This is a genomic window from Aromatoleum anaerobium (assembly GCF_012910705.2).
Taxonomy (GTDB): domain Bacteria; phylum Pseudomonadota; class Gammaproteobacteria; order Burkholderiales; family Rhodocyclaceae; genus Aromatoleum; species Aromatoleum anaerobium.
In genome coordinates this window covers 493,101-511,488 of sequence record NZ_WTVG02000040.1, presented here as the reverse complement: position 1 = coordinate 511,488, position 18,388 = coordinate 493,101, and the positions used below count along the sequence as shown (strand labels likewise).

Here is an 18,388-nt window from a genome sequence, read left to right as displayed (position 1 = left end):
CCGCGAACCCACCCCGGCGCGCAAGGCCCCGGCGCCGGTCGTCAGGCCGTTCCAGCCGCCGCGAGTCGAAACGCCGGACTACATGACGCGCACGCCGGCAATGCCGCGCGGCGCGGATCTGCTCGGCGACGACTGGTACGCGCCCGAGTCCCCTGCGTACGCCGTGCCTGCCGAACTGCCGCCGGCTCGCGCCGCAGTGGAAGCCCATCCCGTCGCGGCGGCTCCGGGCGCCGCGCATTGCGCCCCATCGCCCGCCGACGACGGGCGCCTCCGCGACCTGCAGCAGGCGAATGTGCGTCTGATGGACGAGCTGGCCGGCATCCGCGAACTGATCGAGCGCCAACTCTCCGGCTTCGCATGGGGCGAAGCGCGGCGCAACGCGCCGGCGCGTGCCGACATCGTCGGCGAACTGCTCGAAGCCGGTTTTTCCGGCCCTCTGGCGCGTCGGCTTGCCGGCGTCGTCGCCGACGACGCCAGCGCCGAGAACGCACGGGTTGCGGTCAGGAATGCGTTGGGCCGCGAACTGCGCGTCAAGTCGTCGGATGCCGACATCATCGACCGGGGCGGCGTCTACGCGCTGGTCGGGCCGACCGGTGTGGGCAAGACGACGACGACCGCAAAGCTCGCCGCGCGCTGTGTCGTCCGCCATGGCGCCGAAAAGCTCGCGCTGATCACGACCGACGGTTACCGCATCGGCGCACAGGAGCAGCTGCGCATCTACGGGCGGATTCTCGGCGTGCCGGTGTTCTCGGTGCGCGACGCCGCCGACCTGCGCCAGACGCTTGCCGAACTGCGCGGCAAGCACATGGTGCTGATCGACACCATGGGCATGAGCCAGCGCGACCGCATGGTCGCCGAACAGGCGGCGATGCTGATGGGCGCCGGCAACGTGCGCCGGCTGCTGCTGCTGAACGCGACGTGCCGCGGCGACACGCTCGCCGATGTCGTGCGCGCCTATCGCGGCCCGGATCTCGCCGGCTGCGTGCTGACGAAAGTCGATGAGGCAGCATCGCTCGCTTCGGCGATCGATGTCGCGGTCAGCAACGAGCTGGACGTTTTTTACGTCGCCAACGGCCAGCGCGTGCCGGAGGACCTCCACCTGCCCAATCGCGCCTACCTGCTGCATCGCGCGCTGCGCGAGCAGGCGGCCGGTTCGCCATGGAAGCTGGAGGGCGACGAGGCGGCGCTGATGCTCGCCGCATCGGGCCGGGGGGCGTGACATGATCGACACGCGCGAGGACCAGGCGGCCGGACTGCGCCGGCTTTTCCGGCGGGCGCCGCCGACCGTGGTCGCGCTGTATGCGACCGGGGCGCATCGCGCCGCGGCGGCGATCCACGTCGCCCATCGCGTTGCGGGTCGGAGCAGCCGGGTGCTGCTGCTCGACGAGGCTGCCGGGCACGAATCGCTCGCCGCCCCGCTCGGGCTGGCCGACGGCCCCGACCTGCTGGGTGTGCTTGGCGGGCGCATCGGCGCGCGCGAGCTGCTGCAGCCGGTGGCGGGGCTGTTGGGCCGCGTCCCGGTGTCGGCCGCGGCGCTCGCACTGCCGTTGCTCGACGAGGAGCGCCGCCAGTGTCTTGTCGGCGCGCTGCACAGCCTGCATCGCCACGCCGGCTTCGTGCTGATTCACGCGAGCTGCGCATCGGCAGGCGATCCGTCGCCGTTCGTCTTCGCCGCGCCACGCCGGCTCGTCGTCGCCGAAGCAAGCCACAGCGGCGCGACCGAGGCATACCGCACGATCAAGCATCTCGCCGCCGCCGGAGCCGGGGCGCTGCATGTGGCCGTCTCGCGTGCGCGTCATCGCGACGACGCGAGCGCGTTCTTCGCGAGTCTGAACGCCCTGGTGCGGCGCCACGTCGGCGTGCCGCTGGCGTGGCTCGGCGAGGTCGAGCGCGACGACATCGCCGCGGGCTTGACGGCCGACGCGCAGCGCGCGTGCGCGTCCGGGGGCGAGGCCGCGTTCCTGCGCCGCCTCGCGCTGTCCGCACGCCGGCCGGGCGCGACGGCGCAGGCGGACCGGCGACCATGATCGGACTGACTTATCCGCGCGGCAAGGCGCAACCCGCCGCCGGACCATGGCAGGCCGACGAAAAGCAGGAAACCCCGGCGCCGCGGCCGGGAGCCCGGAAAATACAGGCGAAGTGGATGTACGACCCCGAAGGAAATCTCGACAAGAGCCAGCTGGTGGAGACTTATGCTCCGCTGGTCAAGCGCCTCGCTTACCACCTGATGGCGAAGCTGCCGGCGAGCGTGCATATCGACGACGTCATCCAGAACGGCATGATCGGGCTGCTCGACGCGATCAACCGCTACGAGGATGGCCTCGGCGCGCAGTTCGAGACCTACGCGGTGCAGCGCGTGCGCGGGGCGATGCTCGACGGGCTGCGCGACAACGACTGGCTGCCGCGCAGCATCCGGCGCGACATGCGGCGCATCGAAGGCGCGATCCACAGCCTCGAGCAACACCACGGCCGCCAGCCGACCGAAGTCGAGCTCGCCGAGTCGCTCGAAATGCCGCTCGCCGAATACCAGCGCATGCTGCAGGACGCGCGCGGCTACCAGCTGGTGCACTTCGAGGATTTCGCCGGCGACGAAGGCGAGGACTACTTCGAGCGTCACCTCGGCGAGCACGCATCGAATCCGCTCGACCTGCTCGAAGCGTCCGACATGCGCAGCGCGCTGGTGCAGGCGATCGAGGACCTGCCCGAGCGCGAAAAGCTGATGATGGCGCTGTATTACGACGAGGAGCTCAACCTGCGCGAGATCGGCGAGGTGTTCGGCGTGTCCGAGTCGCGCGTGTGCCAGCTGCACAGCCAGGCCGTCGCGCGGCTGCGGGCGCGCATCCTCGGTGCTGGCGAGGCCGGCGGCGCGCGCCGCGGCCGACCGCGAAAGACCCCTCCGGCCGCGGCCTGAACGGGCTTCCACCGACTCTCCGGCATGGACAAGACCAGTCTCATCGGCATCACGCTCGGAATCGCCGCGATCCTGTCGGGACAGGTGCTCGAGGGCGGCCATATTTCCTCGCTGGTGCAGCCGACCGCGTTCCTGATCGTCGTCGGCGGCACGCTCGGCGCGGTGATGCTGCAGAGCCCGCTGCCGGTATTCCGCAATGGCATGCGGATGGCGAAATGGGTGTTCGTGCCGCCGTCCTCGAACCACACCGACCTCATCGCGCAGACCACCGACTGGAGCCACATCGCGCGCAAGGAAGGCCTGCTCGCGCTGGAAGAGCGCCTCGACACGCTGCCCGATCCGTTCGTGCGCAAGGGGCTGCAACTGCTCATCGATGGCGTCGAGCCACAGCACCTGCGCGACGTGCTCGAAGTCGAAATCGATGCGTGGAGCGCGCAGATGCGGCTCGGCGCGAAGATCTGGGAATCGGCCGGGGGCTACGCGCCGACGATCGGCATTCTCGGCGCAGTCATGGGCCTGATCCACGTGATGGAAAACCTCTCCGATCCGTCGCGGCTCGGCTCGGGCATCGCAGTCGCGTTCGTCGCGACAATCTACGGCGTCGGCTTCGCGAACCTGATTTTCCTGCCGATCTCGAAGAAGCTGCTGGCGCATGTTGCGAGCGGCGTCTCGCAGCGCGAGATGCTGGTGGACGGACTCGTCGGCATCGCCAGCGGCGACAACCCGCGCATCATCGAGAGCCGCATGCAGGGCTATGTGAGCTGAAGCCGGTGATGGGATTCCTCCTGCCGCGCGCCGCTCGGCCCTAGCCGCAAGCCTCGCCCATGTCGCGTCGCCGCCCCCCTGACGAAGACTACGAGAATCACGAGCGCTGGCTCGTCTCCTACGCGGACTTCATCACGCTGCTGTTCGCATTCTTCGTCGTCATGTATTCGCTGTCATCGGTCAACGAGGGCAAGTATCGGGTCCTGTCCGATTCCCTCGTCAGCGCTTTTCGCAGCGGCGCAATCAGCCCGGCCGGCGGGCGGATCATCGCTGCGTCGATCCCCGCGGCGCCGTCGCCGCCGGTGGTGCGCCCCGTCCGCGAGCCGGCAGCCGAGGCCCGGCGCGAAGCCGAAATGAAGCGCATCAACAGCATGGCGGACGAAATACGCCGCGTGCTCCAGCCGCTCACCGCAGGCGGACAGGTCAGCGTTGCCGAAGGCGTGCATGGAATCACCGTCGAGATCAACGCCAGCGTGCTGTTCGCGCCCGGTGACGCGACGCTCGGCGCGCCGGCGGTCGCGGTGCTGCAAGCCGTCGCGCAGGTGCTCGCCGGCGCGGATTTCCCGATCACCGTCCAGGGCCACACCGACAGCGTGCCGATTGGCACCGGACGCTTCCCGTCGAACTGGGAGCTGTCGTCAGTGCGCGCGTCGTCGGTCGTGCGCCTGTTCATCGACGCCGGTGTGCGCGGCGACCGCCTCACCGCCGCCGGCTACGCCGACCAGCGGCCGCTCACCGACAATACGAACGAAGAAGGCCGCGCGCGCAACCGGCGGGTCACGATCCTGATCGAGTCGATGCTCGGCGATCCCGTGCCGCGCAGCCCCGGACGAATCCGGGCCGGCGATCCGATACGGTCGATCATGCCGGAGGGAGTGGGGCCGTCGGAGGTGCAGGTCCCGTGAGGAGCCGGCAGGCGTCGGCTCACAATGAAAAGTAGTAGTCCCGGATCTTCGCTGCCATAAGCAGGCGACGCTGCCGCAGAAAGGCTTCGTAGTCGGAATCGCGCATGGTGGCTACGCTGGCGGGGATGCAATTCACAGCAAGATTCGCCTTGAGTTCATCGACGTTGTCGATGGCTCCGTACTTCAGCGAACCGCCTTCGCATTGACCACAAACGGTTTCGAAATAGTCCGCGGGTGCCTTGCTGCCGATCTTGATGTTTATCGAGTCCTGGGCATAGACGTAGTTGGCGATCTGGTTGTACTGGTTGCGAGCCATGCCGGCTTTTTTCAGGTACTCGCGCGGGAAAATGTGATGGATATCTCCCAAGTGACTAACCAGGTCACGCACGGTGACGTCCTTGGCGAGGAACCCCTTGTCATTGGCCTTCACTTGCGAGGCAACGAAGACCCAGAACAGCGGGTGACTGGTGGCGGATACCTCCAGTGCCTGCACCAGGCCAAAGTTCCAGAAGGCATCGGACAACTCGGCCTGCTCAAGCCAGGACAGTACCGCCCCGAAATCCGGCTCGTAAGTCAGGCGGATATCCGCTTCAAACTGCGTTTCGGCTGAACCGGAAAACCGGCCAGTGAGGATCGACAGGACGAGCCAACGTCGCACATAGGTTTCGATAAGCGATTCATTCACTCCCGCAGCCCGGAGCCGCAGATACAGCGCGTAGCCGAAGTTCAGCACGTTCTGGGATCGCACCATCTCAGCGGAGACGAAGCCGGCCGACTTGATGATCATGACGAACCGCTGGAAGTGCGTTTCATTGATGAACGCTCGAACACCGGTCGCCAACTTCCCGAAACTTTCCTCGGCAATCGTCTCTTCGTACTGCTTTGTGCCGAAGTTCCGGCCGGACAGCAGGCTCACCAGGTCCGCCAGCTTGCCGCGGCCGAATTCGGTGGCGAAAGCAACACGAAGCATATCGGTATAGGCCGGGTCATACAGGTCGTCATTGATGTTGCGCAGCCACGCCATCTTCTGGAAGTAATCCGATGAGGCGAACGCCGGGTCGTTTTCCTTGATCTGCCCGTAGAATTCGGGGGCAACGGCCAGGTGGCAGAAATAGTCGATGCACTTGCGTAGCAACGGACCGCCATAGAGCTGGTCGGCCGCGATTTTGGACATCACGAAATCCGCCTGGGAGAGCACGGTACCCTTCGAATTGATACGGATGAAGATCTCCGTCACCGTCTCGATATCCAGGTCGTGCGATAACTCGATCAGACCGATCTGCTTCTTGCCGATGTCGGTCAGCGCCGAGAGTGCCTCCTCCACTGCGTCCTCGTCAGCGGCCGGGTTTGCTTCCAGGTAATGCTTGATTGCCTTTGTCAGCTTGATGTCACCGTTGACCACCGGCGCAACGTCAGGAATCCACGCGCTGTCTTTGCGAATCGCTGTGTTGCATACCTCGAAACGTTCGTTGACCGGATGAAAGGCGATGGTGATACGCGTCTTCTTGTAGTCCTTGTTCACCACCTGCTCACCGAGCACCGCGGCAGTCAGCGCAGTTACCCGCTGCTGGCCATCGATCAGGATCATCTTCCCGGATGCGGTCGAGCCGTCCTTCAGCTTCACATCCGGATTCCGCCAAGCGATCAGATATCCGACGGGGAAGCCCTGGTACAGCGAGTCCAGAAGATCCCGCACTTGGGTGCCGTCCCAGACGAAGGGGCGCTGGATTTCCGGGATGGCAATCTCGCCTTCTTTCACTTTGGCGAGCATGCTTTCAATAAGGTACTGATTGACGGCGTATTTTTGCGTTTTCATGAGGTAATGATTGCGAACAGGGGCTACTCGATAACTACCTTCATGACTTTGGCTAGGTAGTCGCCTTCCCCGATGAAGTACACGTGAAGCGCGTCGAGGTCGGGCCGAGGAAGGCCTTTTTGTGTCCACAGATGCTCGATGCGCATGCGGTTGGTATTAGGCGACAAGATGATGGATTCGAGCGTGACAGTCTTATCGTTCAGGCGCGCTTCAAGATCCTTGATGTTCTCGGCGAGCTGAATCTTGTCGCTGCCCGGTCCTTCATGCTCCAGCCCATGAGGGTCGATGAAGCAAATTCGCTGGCTGCCGTCGGCTTTCAGGCACCACAGGATAAAGTCCGGGTAGAAGTTTCCGGCCTCGAAGAAGCCCACGCCTTGCTTGGCGAGGTTTCGCAACAGGAAGAGGCGCTCCCCGCGCGTCTCTACGTCCGCCGCGTTGGTCTGCAGCCAAAGCCGGAGGTCTTCGACGAAGCGGAACTCGGACTTGTTTAGGCCGACCGGCTGGATCTTCACTTTCTCGCTCGATAGCAGCGGCTCATACAGGTGCATCGCCAACCGCACGCCCTGGACGTGGCCGTGGTCGCGCCAGCCTACTTGCGCGAGCTCTTCCTTCAGCGCCTTGATGTCGTCGATCAGGTACTGCTCGTTTGCCTCGACGATGAGCTGATAGTCTGTGCCGTCCGCGGGCAGGTTCTCATGGTCGCAGGTCAGCGGTACCAACTCCATGCGCGGGTCAAGATACTTGCGCTTCTGGTAATTGAAGCTGCGCTCGAGGGCGGCGCTCAGCAGTTCAACGGCAATCGACTGCCAGTGCCGAACGTTCCCCATCGACGGCGCCCACCACTGCGTGGGCACCAGGAGGCAGTACCAGTCCGGCTTTTCCAGCAGAGGGCGGAGCGCATCGCGGGGCACGATGGCGTTCTCCAAGTGTCTTTGGCGGCGGAAACGCTCCAGATCGATCCACAGCTTGTCCCAGTCCAGCATCGCGAGGCGCAAGGCGTCGAAATGGCGAGGTCCCGACACCGGGGCGTCCACAGCCTCCCCGGTAATCTCCGCAGCCTGGATCACCTGCAAACGCGGGAAGCGATCCACCACCAGCGGCACCCCTCCTATCGTCAGGCTCGGCGGCAGTGCCGCGAGGCCGAATTCGACTACCGGACCATGCTTGCGGAAGTCGTACTGCTCCTGCGTGTCCTTGCGGAACTTCGCCCGCAGGATCTTCAGCTTCAGGCCGAAATCGTGGGTGACGTTGAGCGTGATCTCCTCGACGTGGGGCACATCGTTCGGCGGCAAGCCTTCACTTTCAAGAAAATCACGGAAGGTCGCCATGAAGTCGGCCTGCACGCCGAACACGTTCAGCGTTTCCAGAAAGTGGATATCCCGCGGCGGGTTCACCGGCTGATAGCGGCTGGTGCGCATCAGGCTCATGTCCTTGCCCTTGAGACGCACGCCGCGCCCGAACAGCTGGATGATCTGGGCGCCCTCGCTCTGGCCCATGCGCATCAGCCCGAGGCTGGACACGCGCCAGCAATCCCAACCTTCGATGAACTTCTTCGAACCGACGAGCAGGTGGATCGGCGAGGTCGGTTTATGGACATCGCCGAAAACCGGTTCGCCGAACTCGCTCGGGCGCACCTCGGCGAGGGACCGTTTGTGCTCCAGTTCCTCCTGCACATGCTTGGCGAGCGCCGCCGCGTCGCCGACGTTGATGACCCCGAAGGGCGTGTCGGACTCGCCCACCTTCAGCAACAGCTCGCCGCTGTCGCCCTTGACGCGTTCGACGACGAGATGGCCGCCGCCCGGTGCATGGAACAGGCGCACGCAGATATCCGCGTAGATCTGCGCCGCATCCTGTTTCAGCCCCTTCAGATACGGGAAGGACTGCACGAAGATGTCGCGCCCCTGTGCATCGAGCAGGCCGGTCTGCTGGCTGTTGCCGGTGAGCACGCTGCGGACGAGGCCGGTGAACGCCTCGCGCCGGGCGAGGAAGCGCGCGAGGAAATCGAGGATCTGCGCCACGTCCGACGGCGACACGCTTTCCTCGTCCACCTTGCGCCCGGTCACGCTGGCGCCGACGAACACCCACAGCGGCTTTTCCAGGTTGTAGCCGGCATAGCGGCTGCCCGCTTCGGCGAACATCCGCAACTGCTGGTAGAACGCCAGCAGCGCCGCGGTCAGGTAGGTGTCCTTGTACGCCAGCTCGTCGGCCGGCAGGTTGAAGATGCGGTAGTCCTTGCCGTAGCCGTCGGCGTAGAAGTATCGGTAGCTGTAATCGAACAGCACCGCCTTGGCATAGTTCTCCGCCAGCACGCGGTCGTTGGCGGCCCGCACCGCCTGCTTGAAGGTGGCGGAATACTCGAAGGTGAAGCCCTTCGCGGCCAGCTTGTCGCGCTTGCCCTTCCAGTCGCTGCCGCTCATGCCGCGGTGGCCTTCGTCGACCAGCAGCAGGTTGGCATCGCCGAAGCTGTCGACGGCCATCTGCTTCACCTTCTGTTCGTCGGCGAGCTTGGTGATCTCGGTCAGCAGCGGAATGTCGAGCGCACTCTGGCCGCGCGACACCAGGTCGCTCTCCTGGCGCAGCGCCTCCGGGTAGAAGCCGTTGTCGCGCAGCTCGCGTTCATGCTGCGCGGTCAGGCGCTCGTTCGGCGACAGCACGATCACCCGGCTGTAGCTGTCGGCCTGGCCGGTGGCACGCGCGTGATGGGCGAACTGGCGCAGATTCACGTGCATCAGCAGCGTCTTGCCGCTGCCGGTGGCGTTCTGCAGGCACAGCTTGTTCAGGTCCTCGACGGCATACGGCGTCAGGCCCGTTTCGCGCCCCTGCCCGAGGTGGTGGCTGTTGAAGCGTTCGACGAAGTCGTTGAGCGCCGCGCACAGCCCCTGGCGGTCGTTGAAGTAGCGGTCGAGGTAGATCTCCACGAACAGCAGCGTCAGCCACTGGAAGTATTTCCACGCGATGTCGCCCTTGTGCCGGCGCCGGGCGTTGATCGCCTGCGTGTGCGCGACGAGGTTGGCGTCGAAGCGCGCCAGCTCCGCCGGCGTCAGGGTCGAGTTCCGTGGCAGATGCGAGATCAGCTCGCCGAGGAAGCGGTGCCTGCCGTCGGGGCCGATGCCCGGCTCGGCATCGCGCAGCGTCTTGGCGATCAGTTCCAGCGGGCGCACCGGGCGGCCGCCGTCGCGGTGCGGCGCCAGCGGGTCGATGCCGAACAGACTGAGCAGGTACTGGTTCAGCACCAGCGCGTCCTGGAAGTGGCTGGCGACGAGCGGCGGCTGGGACTTGGTGCGGCGTGGGGCGCGGCTCATGCCCGGCCTCCCAGGTTTTCGAGTCGGGTCACCCAGGCGTCGAAGCGCGGGCATCGAGCGCGGATGGCGGGCAAGCCGGCGATGCGCAAAACTTCCGGCCCGTGGAACGGCTTTTCGTAATCCCTGCCGAACAGGGCAAGCAGCCGGTGGGACGGGCTGGTTTCGGGCCTGTCATTGACCGCTTCCGGCGAGCCGCAAGCGTCAACGGCGGCCCGCAGGGCGTGCAGTTGCCTTTCGGTTCCGCCCAGTGTCTGCACGGTCAGTTCGGGGACTGCGAACAGCAAGGCCTCGAACTCGTGGAGCTGGATATAGGGCGTGAAATGCCGGCGCTGCGCGGGGGCGACCAGTTCGAGCATGGCCGTCTGCAACGCGTCGACCGAGAGCGTTTCCCGCTGCTTGAAGCGGTAATAGTCGTACAGGGTGCTGACGTGGTCGAAACTGGCGATCAGGTGCGGCAGTGCGCCGCGAATGCGGTCGCGGCTGACGTTGCCGCGCATGTCCACCGGGCTTGCGAACACGCCGTAACGAGCCAGGTGCGGGGCCAGCACCTGCAGGATGAATTCGCGCTCGGTCGCCCCTTCGACGCTGATGCCGAGACGGATCATGCGGGGTTGCCCCCGAGAAGGTTCATCTCCCAGATCTCGCCGACGCGGTAATCCTCCAGCCAGTGCCCGACCGCCTGTTCCTCAAGGCGCCGGAAACGCGATGCGTTGTCGATCTGGTCGACGACCACGATGTCCTGCCAGCCGAATTCGTTGGCCAGCGTTACCGACTGGGTCGTCGCGACGATCTGGGTCCGCGTGCTGGCCATGCGCATCATGGCGCCCAGCAACTGCAGGGCGTAGGGATGCAGGCCCAGCTCCGGCTCGTCGAGCAGGATGATGGTCGGGAGGCGCGGTTGCAGCAGCAGCGTGGCGAGGCAGATGAAGCGCAGCGTGCCATCCGAGAGCATCGACGCGTCGAAGTAGTCGTCGCTGCCCTTGTGCTTCCAGCGCAGGCGGATCCAGTCGCTGCCATCCGGGTCGAGAACGAAGTCGTGAAAGAACGGCGCCACGCGCTGGACGGTCCGGACGATGCGTGCGTAGGCGTCGGTGTTGCGGATGCCGTAAAGGAAGGCGGCGAGGTTTTCGCCCTGGGATCGCAGGCGTGTCGTGTCGTGCACGCTGCAAGTGCCCTTCACTTTGGCGGTGTCGCTGGTGTCGTGGAAATGGTAGGTCTTCCAGTCCGCAAGAAAGGCGGCGAGGCGCCCGCGTTCCGTCGTGATGTCCGGCTTGGGGAGGGCCGATTCTTCCGCGCCGGTGCGCCCGAGGCGCGTCCGGCGCTTGCGGTAGGCGCCGTTGCCGCCCTTTGCCGGCGGCTTCAGGCCGGGCGGCGCATGGAACTCGTCCCTGAATACCAGACGGTTATCGGGCGTGGGCGCCAGGACGGCCGCGTAACCGTTGAGGGAAAAGCGGAGTTCAATTTCCAGCGTATCGGTCGTCTTGCGGCCGAAATGCAGAATCCGGTCCGCCCCCCCCTGCTGCTGGGCATAGAACTGCAGATCCTTGTCCTGCAGCTTGTTCATGAACCTGAAAAAGCTGATGAAATTCGACTTGCCGGCGCCGTTGGCGCCGATCAGCACATTCAGCGGCCCGAGTTCGAGATCCATCTCGCGGATCGAGCGGAACCCCCGCAGGGCCACGCGCTGCAGGCTAGGCGGCTGGTCCATGTCAGGCGTCCTCCCACATGCGCTGCGCGAAAGTGTCCTCGATCAGGCGCACGCGTGTCGCGGCGGTGCCGTCGCTGGGGAGCGCGTGGCTGCCGTTCACGTAGATCCAGTCGAACTCGCTGTCGCGCGGGTTGATACCGCGCTTGCCGAGCCACGCTTCCAGCGCGGCCTGGTCGCGGCCGGCGTCGCCGCTGAGCTTGCGCCAGATCACCAGCACGCGCTCGCGCGACAGCTCGTCGCCGGGCACGGCCAGCACATGGCCTTCGACGCAGCGGAACCAGAATTCGCCGTCCTCGCGCTCCTTGATCGCGGTCGCGCGCCAGCGCATGTGCTGGTCCTTCGGCAGCTCGGGGTCGGGTTCGCGCATCATCTCGATGGCGTAGCGGCGCGGGCGGTCGAGCTGCGCCACGTGCAGGCCGATCAGCCAGTTGAAGGTCTCCACGAGGTCGACGGTGCGCTCCACCTGCGCCTCGCTGCCGGGCTGCTTCACCTTGAGCCGGTAGGCCGTGGGGTCGGCGAACTCGCGCACGTTGAGCAGGCTGGGGCTGCCGGCGGTCTCGAAGTCCAGCCAGTACTTCAGCAGATAGTCGCGCGCCATGTCGCGGGTTTCGGGCGAACCGAGGTCGAGCGGCGGCTGCTCGGGCAGTTGCAGGTTGTTCAGCGTGTCTTCGAAGGATTCGAGGCGAAGGTATTTGAAGCAGTGGCTGATACCGTCGCGCGAAACCGGCTTTCCATTCATCCATTCGCTTGCGAAGACCGCCTTCTTGATCCGCTGGAGCAGTATCGGGCTAAAGTGGGTGCCTCCCTCGATAAGAAGATAGCGCCTCTTATCTGCCGTCCTCCGATTCATGTTAATTACTGCGTGGCCAGTTGTCCCAGATCCGGCGAAATAGTCAACTACCAGGTCTCTTTCCTTGGTGCTGGCATCAATTATGGTTTCCATGATTGAGACAGGTTTCGGGAAATTGAGTGCCTTGAATCCTATTATGTCCGATAAGCCTTGGTTTCCTTCGCCTTGTTTAATTGACAATGCGAAGCTTGAAATCGGTACCTTGGGGGGCGTGTCTTTAAGAAAACGCTTTTTTCGCGGTTTTCCTGTTAGTGGATTTGCTGGCCAATAAACTAAATTATTTTTTATGAGTTCGTCGAAGCCCGCTCGGTCAGTAATCCACCCAAAATCAGGTTCTGGAGGATAAATATCCCCGGTGTTTGGATTTGTTACCGTGTAATGAAGGTTTGGTCTATTGACAGCGTTAGCTTTGCCGGTGAGCGGATCCGTTGTATATGGACCTCTTGGGTCATTATCTGGATTCTTGAAATTGCTTCTGTCAATCGTTCTTCCAGGTAGGCCTCCATTTGGTGTTGTAAATACGTGAATTGACTCGTGGTCCAAGGAGAAATTTGAAGTGACTCGGTTGTCAGTGTTTCGTGTTCTCCATACAAATTCTCCATGGCGATTAAGAGGTTTTGTTCTGAGAGCCTCTCTGAGTACGCCTGATTCCTTGTCGTCAAGGGATATCAGAAGAGCTGACTTATTTGAAAGCAGGTCAAGCGATGCGTCGATCCTGTCTGAAATCATCGATGCCCAACTCGATTCCTGATATCTGTCCTTGTATATAAATTCATCATTTCCGGTATTGTACGGTGGGTCGATGTATACGCAGCTCGCTGCTCTTGCAAACTTGTTCCGCGAAATATTTAGTGCTTGAAAGTTCTCGGAGTGAATGATGACGCCATCAAAGTCTTCGTCCAGGCTGGGGAGTGTCGCTAGCAATGTATCCTTGAGCGCTGGTGAAAAATTGGACGTATCAAGAAGCAAATATGGGTTCGCTTTCAGAAACTCCACCGTCAGCGGCACGCTGTACCCCGGCTGCGCCATATCCCCCTCGATCTCGTCGATCGCGAACAGCTTCACCCACTCCTCGCGCTGCCGCTCGTTGGCGGCGATCTCGGGATAGAAGGATTCGGGAATGCGGTCCAGCGTAATGCAGTACTGGGTGTCGACGACGAACTTCTTCTTCAGCCACAGTTTCTTCTGGAAGTCCTCGAGCTGGGCGAGGAAGTCGATGATGCGGCGGGCGATGCGGCGCAGCACGCGCAGCTTCGTCAGGTAGTCCTCGACGCGCGGCGCGTCGGCGGCCTCGATGTCGTCGAGGCGCATGATCTCGTTCTTGATGTAGAAATCCAGCTCGCGCCGCAGGAAGCCGCCCAGGTTCTTGTGGATGAAGTAGTCCATGGTGTTGCGCGCGGTGAATTGGCCGAGGTATTTGGCCAGCAGCGTGCGGTTGGGCTGCTTCTCCGTGGGGGCCAGGGCGAACAGGGGCTGCGCGAAGGCGCGCGCCTGCGGGTGCTCGGTCGCGAAGGCCGGTAGCCGTTCGCGCACCGCCTGTTCGGCTTCGGCGAGGCGCTTTTGCTGCCAGGTGCCGGCCTGCCCGGTCTTTTCCGGGTCCGGGCGGTAGTCGAACTGAATCACCAGTTCGGGCTGGCCGGTGGCGCCGGTTTCGAGGCGCAGCGGTTCCGCGGCATGCAGGATGAAGAAGCGCTCCTGCCCTTCCTTGACGTTGTTGTGTTCGCCTTCGGTGGCAGCGGCGAGGCGGAAATGCACCTTCAGGGGCGCTTCGCTGCGCGTGTCGAAGTCGAAACCGGCCTGCGCGCCCTGCACCCGCGCCTGCGCCGCGGCGAGGTCGAAGCTGAAATTCGTGAGGGTTTCGCTGGACTTGATGTAGTACTGGTCCTTGTTGGCCCAGTGCAGCATCACCTCGCGGCCGTCGTAGGGGATGGCGTAGGGGGCGGCGCGGCTGTCGTTTTCGGCGACGAAGTAGCGCTTCGACATGAAGTCGCCCTTGTCATAGTAGCGGCTGAAGAAGCGGTAGAGGTGCTCGTACACCTGCGCGTCGTCGGCCAGCACGCCGCCGCCTTCGCGCGCGCGTTGCTGCGCGAGTTCGAATTCCTTGCCGACCTTGGTGACGCGGTATTCAGGCTTGAGCTGGCCGGTGGGCAGGAAGACGTCTTCGCCGAGGGTCTCGGCCACGCGCACGCGCGCGGCTTCCAGCGCGTCGTGCGCGCCGGCCTGCGATTCGCCGGCGAACTGGGCGTCGATTTCGGCACCGAGTTCGGTGTCGATGAAGGCCTTGATCTGCGCGCTGCGGGCGTGAAGGATGCGGTAGAGGCCGAAGTCGAGCTCGGGCTGGTTGAGCTGGAAGAGCTCGTTCAGCAGTTCGATGAATCGTTCTTTGTGCTTGCTCATGGTCATGCGTTCCGGGTTGCTTCAGGCGTAGGGCTTGAAGTCGTTGCTGTCGCGGATGAGCAACTGCATCAGCTTGGGATGGATGAAAAGTTTTTCCTTGCCAACCTGGGCTTCGCGCAGCACGCCGAGTGCGACGAGTTCCTTCAGGTAGCGTGATGCGGCCTGGCGCTGCGCGATCTGCTTGTCGACGACGTTGCCGATGCGGCAATAGGGTTGCTCGAAGATCACGTCCACCAGTTCGCGGGAGTAGGTCTTGGGCAGTCGCTCGCGCACGAAGCCCGTGGTGTGTTCGGCGAGCGCGCGGATGGCAGCGATCTTCGCGCCCGTCCAGCGGGCCGTCTCTTCGACCGCGGTAAGCATGTAGAGCAGCCACGGCTCCCATGCCTGATCGCGGGTCACATCGAGCAGCAGGCGGTAGTAGTCGGCCTTGTGGGCAATGATGTAGCGGCTGAGGTAGAGGATGGGCAGTGTCAGCAGGTCTTCCTGGATCAGGTAGAGGATGTTGAGCACACGTCCGGTGCGACCATTGCCGTCCGAGAACGGGTGGATGGCCTCGAACTGGTAATGTCCAACTGCCATGCGGACAAGAGGGTCCAGTCCCGTTTCGTTGTGCAGAAAACGCTCCCAGTTGGCGAGCAAATCGCGCAGCGTCGCTTCTCCCTCCGGCGGCGTATAAATCACCTCACCGGTGCAGTCATTGGCGAGTTGAGTGCCCGGAGTGCGGCGAATGTCCATCTCCACGCCCTTGAGCGTGCGGCAGATTTCTACCGCAGTGCCGGTGCAAAGCGGTCGCTGCTCCAGGGACTGGAAACCCTGGTAGAGCGCGGTGCGATAACGTAGTGCTTCCTTCGTAGCCGGGTCCGCTTGACTGTCGGCCCCCTGGGCGTGCCGGAACAGCAGATCGGTGGTGGTTACGATGCTTTCGATCTCCGAGCTGTCCTTGGCTTCAAGCAGCGGGATCGTGTTGATGAGCACAGTCTGGTTGGGAATCAGCTCGGCCGCCTGCTTCAGTTCGGCCAAGGCAGTGCGTGCATCAATGCAACGCTTGAGCACCGCTCGCGTTTCCAGTTCGATCGCCGGCGGTAGCGGGGGAAGCTGGTTGTGCGGGGTGTCTGCCCGCCACGCGAAGGCAGCATTGGTCATGTGAGCGTTCTGATTCATTGGTATGTGCACATGAACAGGTGCGCGGTGGGACGCTTCTGTTTATGTCGTCAGTGTAAACAGGTGGTCAGAACGTGTCGCTTTTTTCTTGTTTCAGCGACACGTTCTTCGGATGTGTCGTCGGCAGCGACATGTCAACGAAACGTGTCTTCCTTTTCTGCTTTTGACGACACGTCAACTGACGAGTGCGTGCATGGGGTGATCAGCGCAGCGCGGTCGGCTTGATCCTGATCGCCAGCGGCGAGCCCTTGCGCGCGCGGCGGTGGACCAGCGTCGCGAGCTGCGCCGGCTTCAGGTCGACGCTCGTCGCCTTGTTGCCGCGGCCGATGCCTTCGACTTTCAGCACCGCAGCATCGGCCGGCGCCGCGACCGCGACCAGCCCCTCGGCCTCATCGAGCGCCATGACGATCACGCCGCGCCCGCCCGCCTGCACTTTCATCTCGCTGCGCGGGAACACCAAGAGGCGGCCGTTCTCCGAGACCGCGGCGATGCGCTCGCCGAGCACGCGCGCCGGCGCCAGCACTTTTTCGCCTTTCTCGACAGTCATGAACGCCTTGCCGGCGCGCTGGCGGCTCGTCGCCTCCAGGAGTGTGCAGATGAAACCGTAGCCGCCGGAGTTGGCGAACATCCACGCCGACTCGGGTTCCGCGGAGACGACCTGCGCGAGCTTGGCGCCGTTCTGGAAGTCGACGAGCGTTGCGATCGGCACGCCGTCACCGCGCCCGCCCGGCAGCTCGGCGACGCGCACCGTGTAGGCGCGGCCGTGCGTGTCGAGGACGACGAGCGGCCAGGTGCTGCGCGTCTCGATGACCGCGAACGCGAAGTCGCCCGCCTTGTACGTGACGGCCGCGGCGTCGATGCCGTGGCCCTGGCGCGAACGGACCCAGCCGTTCTTCGACACGAGCACCGTCACCGGCTCGTCGGGCACGCTGATTTCGGCAGGCGCAACGGCGGCGACGCTCTCGATCAGGGTACGGCGCTCGTCGCCGTATTTCTTCGCGTCGTCGGTGATCTCCTTGAGGATCAGCTTCGTCATCGCCGCGCGGCTGTCGAGCAGGTGCTGCAGCTTCCCGCGCTCTTCCTTGAGCTCGGCGAGCTCCTTCTCGATGCGGAAACCTTCGAGGCGCGCGAGCTGGCGCAGGCGGATCTCGAGGATGTCTTCGGCCTGGATCTCGGACAGGCCGAACGCCGCGATCAGCGCCGGCTTCGGCTCGTCGGATTCGCGGATCACGCGGATCACGTCCTCGATGTGCAGGAACGCGATCATGCGGCCTTCGAGGATGTGCAGGCGCCGGTCGACCTCGTCGAGGCGGTGGCGCGTGCGCCGCTCGACAGTCACATAGCGGAAGTCGATCCACTCGCGCAGGATCTGCACGAGGTTCTTCTGCTGCGGCCGGCCGCCATGCACGGGACCATGCCCGATCATCGTCATGTTCACCGACACCGAGCTTTCGAGGCTGGTGTGCGCGAGCAGCACCGCCATGAACTCGTCGCGGCTCTGGCGCGACGAGCGCGGCTCCAGCACGATGCGCACCGGCGACTTGTCGCTCGATTCATCGCGCACCGTCTCGAGCACGCCGAGCACGAGCTGCTTGAGGTTCTTCTGCTCCTGGCTGACATCCTTCTTGCCGCCGCGCGGTTGAGGGTTCGTCAGCGCTTCGATCTCGGCGAGCACGCCGGCGGCCGACACGCCATGCGGCAGCTGCTCGACGATGACGCGCCACTGGCTGCGGGCGAGCTCCTCGATGTGCCAGCGCGCGCGCACGCGCAGGCTGCCGCGCCCGCTCGCATAGGCATCGCGGATCGCGTCGGGCGACGAGATGAGCTGGCCGCCGCCGGGGAAATCCGGCCCGCGCAACAGCGGCAGGACGTCGTCGAGCCCGGCGTCCGGATTGCGGATCAGGTGGCAGACGGCTTCCGCGACTTCGCGCAGGTTGTGTGGCGGGATCTCGGTCGCCATGCCGACGGCAATCCCCGAGGCGCCGTTGAGCAGCACGAAGGGCAGCCGCGCGGGCAGGAGCTGCGGCTCATGAAACGCGCCGTCGTAGTTCGGCACGAAATCGACGGTGCCGCGGTCGATCTCGGCGAGCAGCAGCTCGGCGATCGGCGTCAGGCGGCATTCGGTGTAGCGCATCGCCGCGGCCGAGTCGCCGTCGCGCGAGCCGAAGTTGCCCTGGCCGTCGACGAGCGGGTAGCGCAGCGAGAAGTCCTGCGCAACCCGCACCATCGCGTCATAGACGCTGGTGTCGCCGTGCGGGTGGTACTTGCCGATGACGTCGCCGACGACGCGCGCCGACTTGACGTGCTTCGACGCCGCCGACAGGCGCATCTCGTTCATCGCGTACAGGATGCGCCGCTGCACCGGCTTCATGCCGTCCTCGACCTGCGGCAGCGCGCGCGACTTGACGACGCTCATCGCGTACGCGAGATAGGCGCGTTCGGCGTAGCGGTCGAGGGCGAGCGTGCCGTCGTCCGGTGCTGCGGGCTCGTTGCCGCCGATCGACGTCGGCGGCGAGGGAGGGGCAGGCGGCGGGGCGGTGAACAGATCGAAGTTTTCGTTGCTCATGGATGGC

At 64.4% G+C, this 18,388-nt stretch carries 12 protein-coding genes; 5 read left to right on the top strand and 7 right to left on the bottom strand.

The annotated features are described in order from the left end of the window. Window positions 1–82 precede the first annotated feature (82 nt). From flhF to motD, 5 genes are all read left to right on the top strand, one after another. Window positions 83–1,219: a flagellar biosynthesis GTPase FlhF gene (flhF, locus tag GO606_RS17895; RefSeq protein ID WP_246979725.1), complete on the top strand. Its 1,137-nt coding sequence runs from the start codon at window positions 83–85 to the stop codon at window positions 1,217–1,219. A gap of 1 nt (window position 1,220) precedes the next feature. Further along, window positions 1,221–2,027 carry a MinD/ParA family ATP-binding protein gene (locus GO606_RS17890; RefSeq protein WP_169119500.1) on the top strand — a complete coding sequence of 269 codons (807 nt, stop codon included), beginning with the start codon at window positions 1,221–1,223 and terminating at the stop codon, window positions 2,025–2,027. A gap of 116 nt (window positions 2,028–2,143) precedes the next feature. Then, window positions 2,144–2,911, top strand: a complete 768-nt coding sequence (locus GO606_RS17885) for an RNA polymerase sigma factor FliA (RefSeq protein WP_169119511.1) — start codon at window positions 2,144–2,146, stop codon at window positions 2,909–2,911. Between the two features lie 24 nt (window positions 2,912–2,935). Beyond that, window positions 2,936–3,676: a flagellar motor protein gene (locus GO606_RS17880; protein WP_169119501.1), complete on the top strand. Its 741-nt coding sequence runs from the start codon at window positions 2,936–2,938 to the stop codon at window positions 3,674–3,676. Between the two features lie 59 nt (window positions 3,677–3,735). Beyond that, entirely contained in the window at window positions 3,736–4,581 is an 846-nt protein-coding gene (gene motD, locus GO606_RS17875) for a flagellar motor protein MotD (protein WP_169119502.1), read from the top strand. A 19-nt stretch (window positions 4,582–4,600) separates the two neighbouring features. On the opposite strand, the gene GO606_RS17870 is transcribed toward motD, so the two are convergent. From GO606_RS17870 to parC, 7 genes are all read right to left on the bottom strand, one after another. Further along, entirely contained in the window at window positions 4,601–6,397 is a 1,797-nt protein-coding gene (locus tag GO606_RS17870) for a GmrSD restriction endonuclease domain-containing protein (protein ID WP_169119503.1), read from the bottom strand. A 23-nt stretch (window positions 6,398–6,420) separates the two neighbouring features. Next, window positions 6,421–9,699, bottom strand: a complete 3,279-nt coding sequence (locus GO606_RS17865) for a DEAD/DEAH box helicase family protein (RefSeq protein ID WP_169119504.1) — start codon at window positions 9,697–9,699, stop codon at window positions 6,421–6,423. Beyond that, the gene (locus GO606_RS17860; RefSeq protein ID WP_169119505.1) at window positions 9,696–10,304 is read right to left on the bottom strand and encodes a DUF4276 family protein; all 609 of its coding nucleotides are present in this window, start codon (window positions 10,302–10,304) and stop codon (window positions 9,696–9,698) included. Before GO606_RS17860 ends, GO606_RS17865 begins: the two co-directional genes overlap by 4 nt. Then, window positions 10,301–11,407 carry an AAA family ATPase gene (locus tag GO606_RS17855; protein ID WP_169119506.1) on the bottom strand — a complete coding sequence of 369 codons (1,107 nt, stop codon included), beginning with the start codon at window positions 11,405–11,407 and terminating at the stop codon, window positions 10,301–10,303. The genes GO606_RS17860 and GO606_RS17855 overlap by 4 nt, the downstream gene beginning before the upstream one ends. A 1-nt stretch (window position 11,408) precedes the next feature. Beyond that, entirely contained in the window at window positions 11,409–14,654 is a 3,246-nt protein-coding gene (locus GO606_RS17850; RefSeq protein WP_169119507.1) for a site-specific DNA-methyltransferase, read from the bottom strand. Window positions 14,655–14,675: 21 nt separating this feature from the next. Next, window positions 14,676–15,815 carry a protein adenylyltransferase Fic gene (gene fic, locus GO606_RS17845; RefSeq protein ID WP_281503929.1) on the bottom strand — a complete coding sequence of 380 codons (1,140 nt, stop codon included), beginning with the start codon at window positions 15,813–15,815 and terminating at the stop codon, window positions 14,676–14,678. A 202-nt stretch (window positions 15,816–16,017) separates the two neighbouring features. After that, entirely contained in the window at window positions 16,018–18,381 is a 2,364-nt protein-coding gene (parC, locus tag GO606_RS17840) for a DNA topoisomerase IV subunit A (protein ID WP_169119508.1), read from the bottom strand. Between the last annotated feature and the right edge of the window lie 7 nt (window positions 18,382–18,388).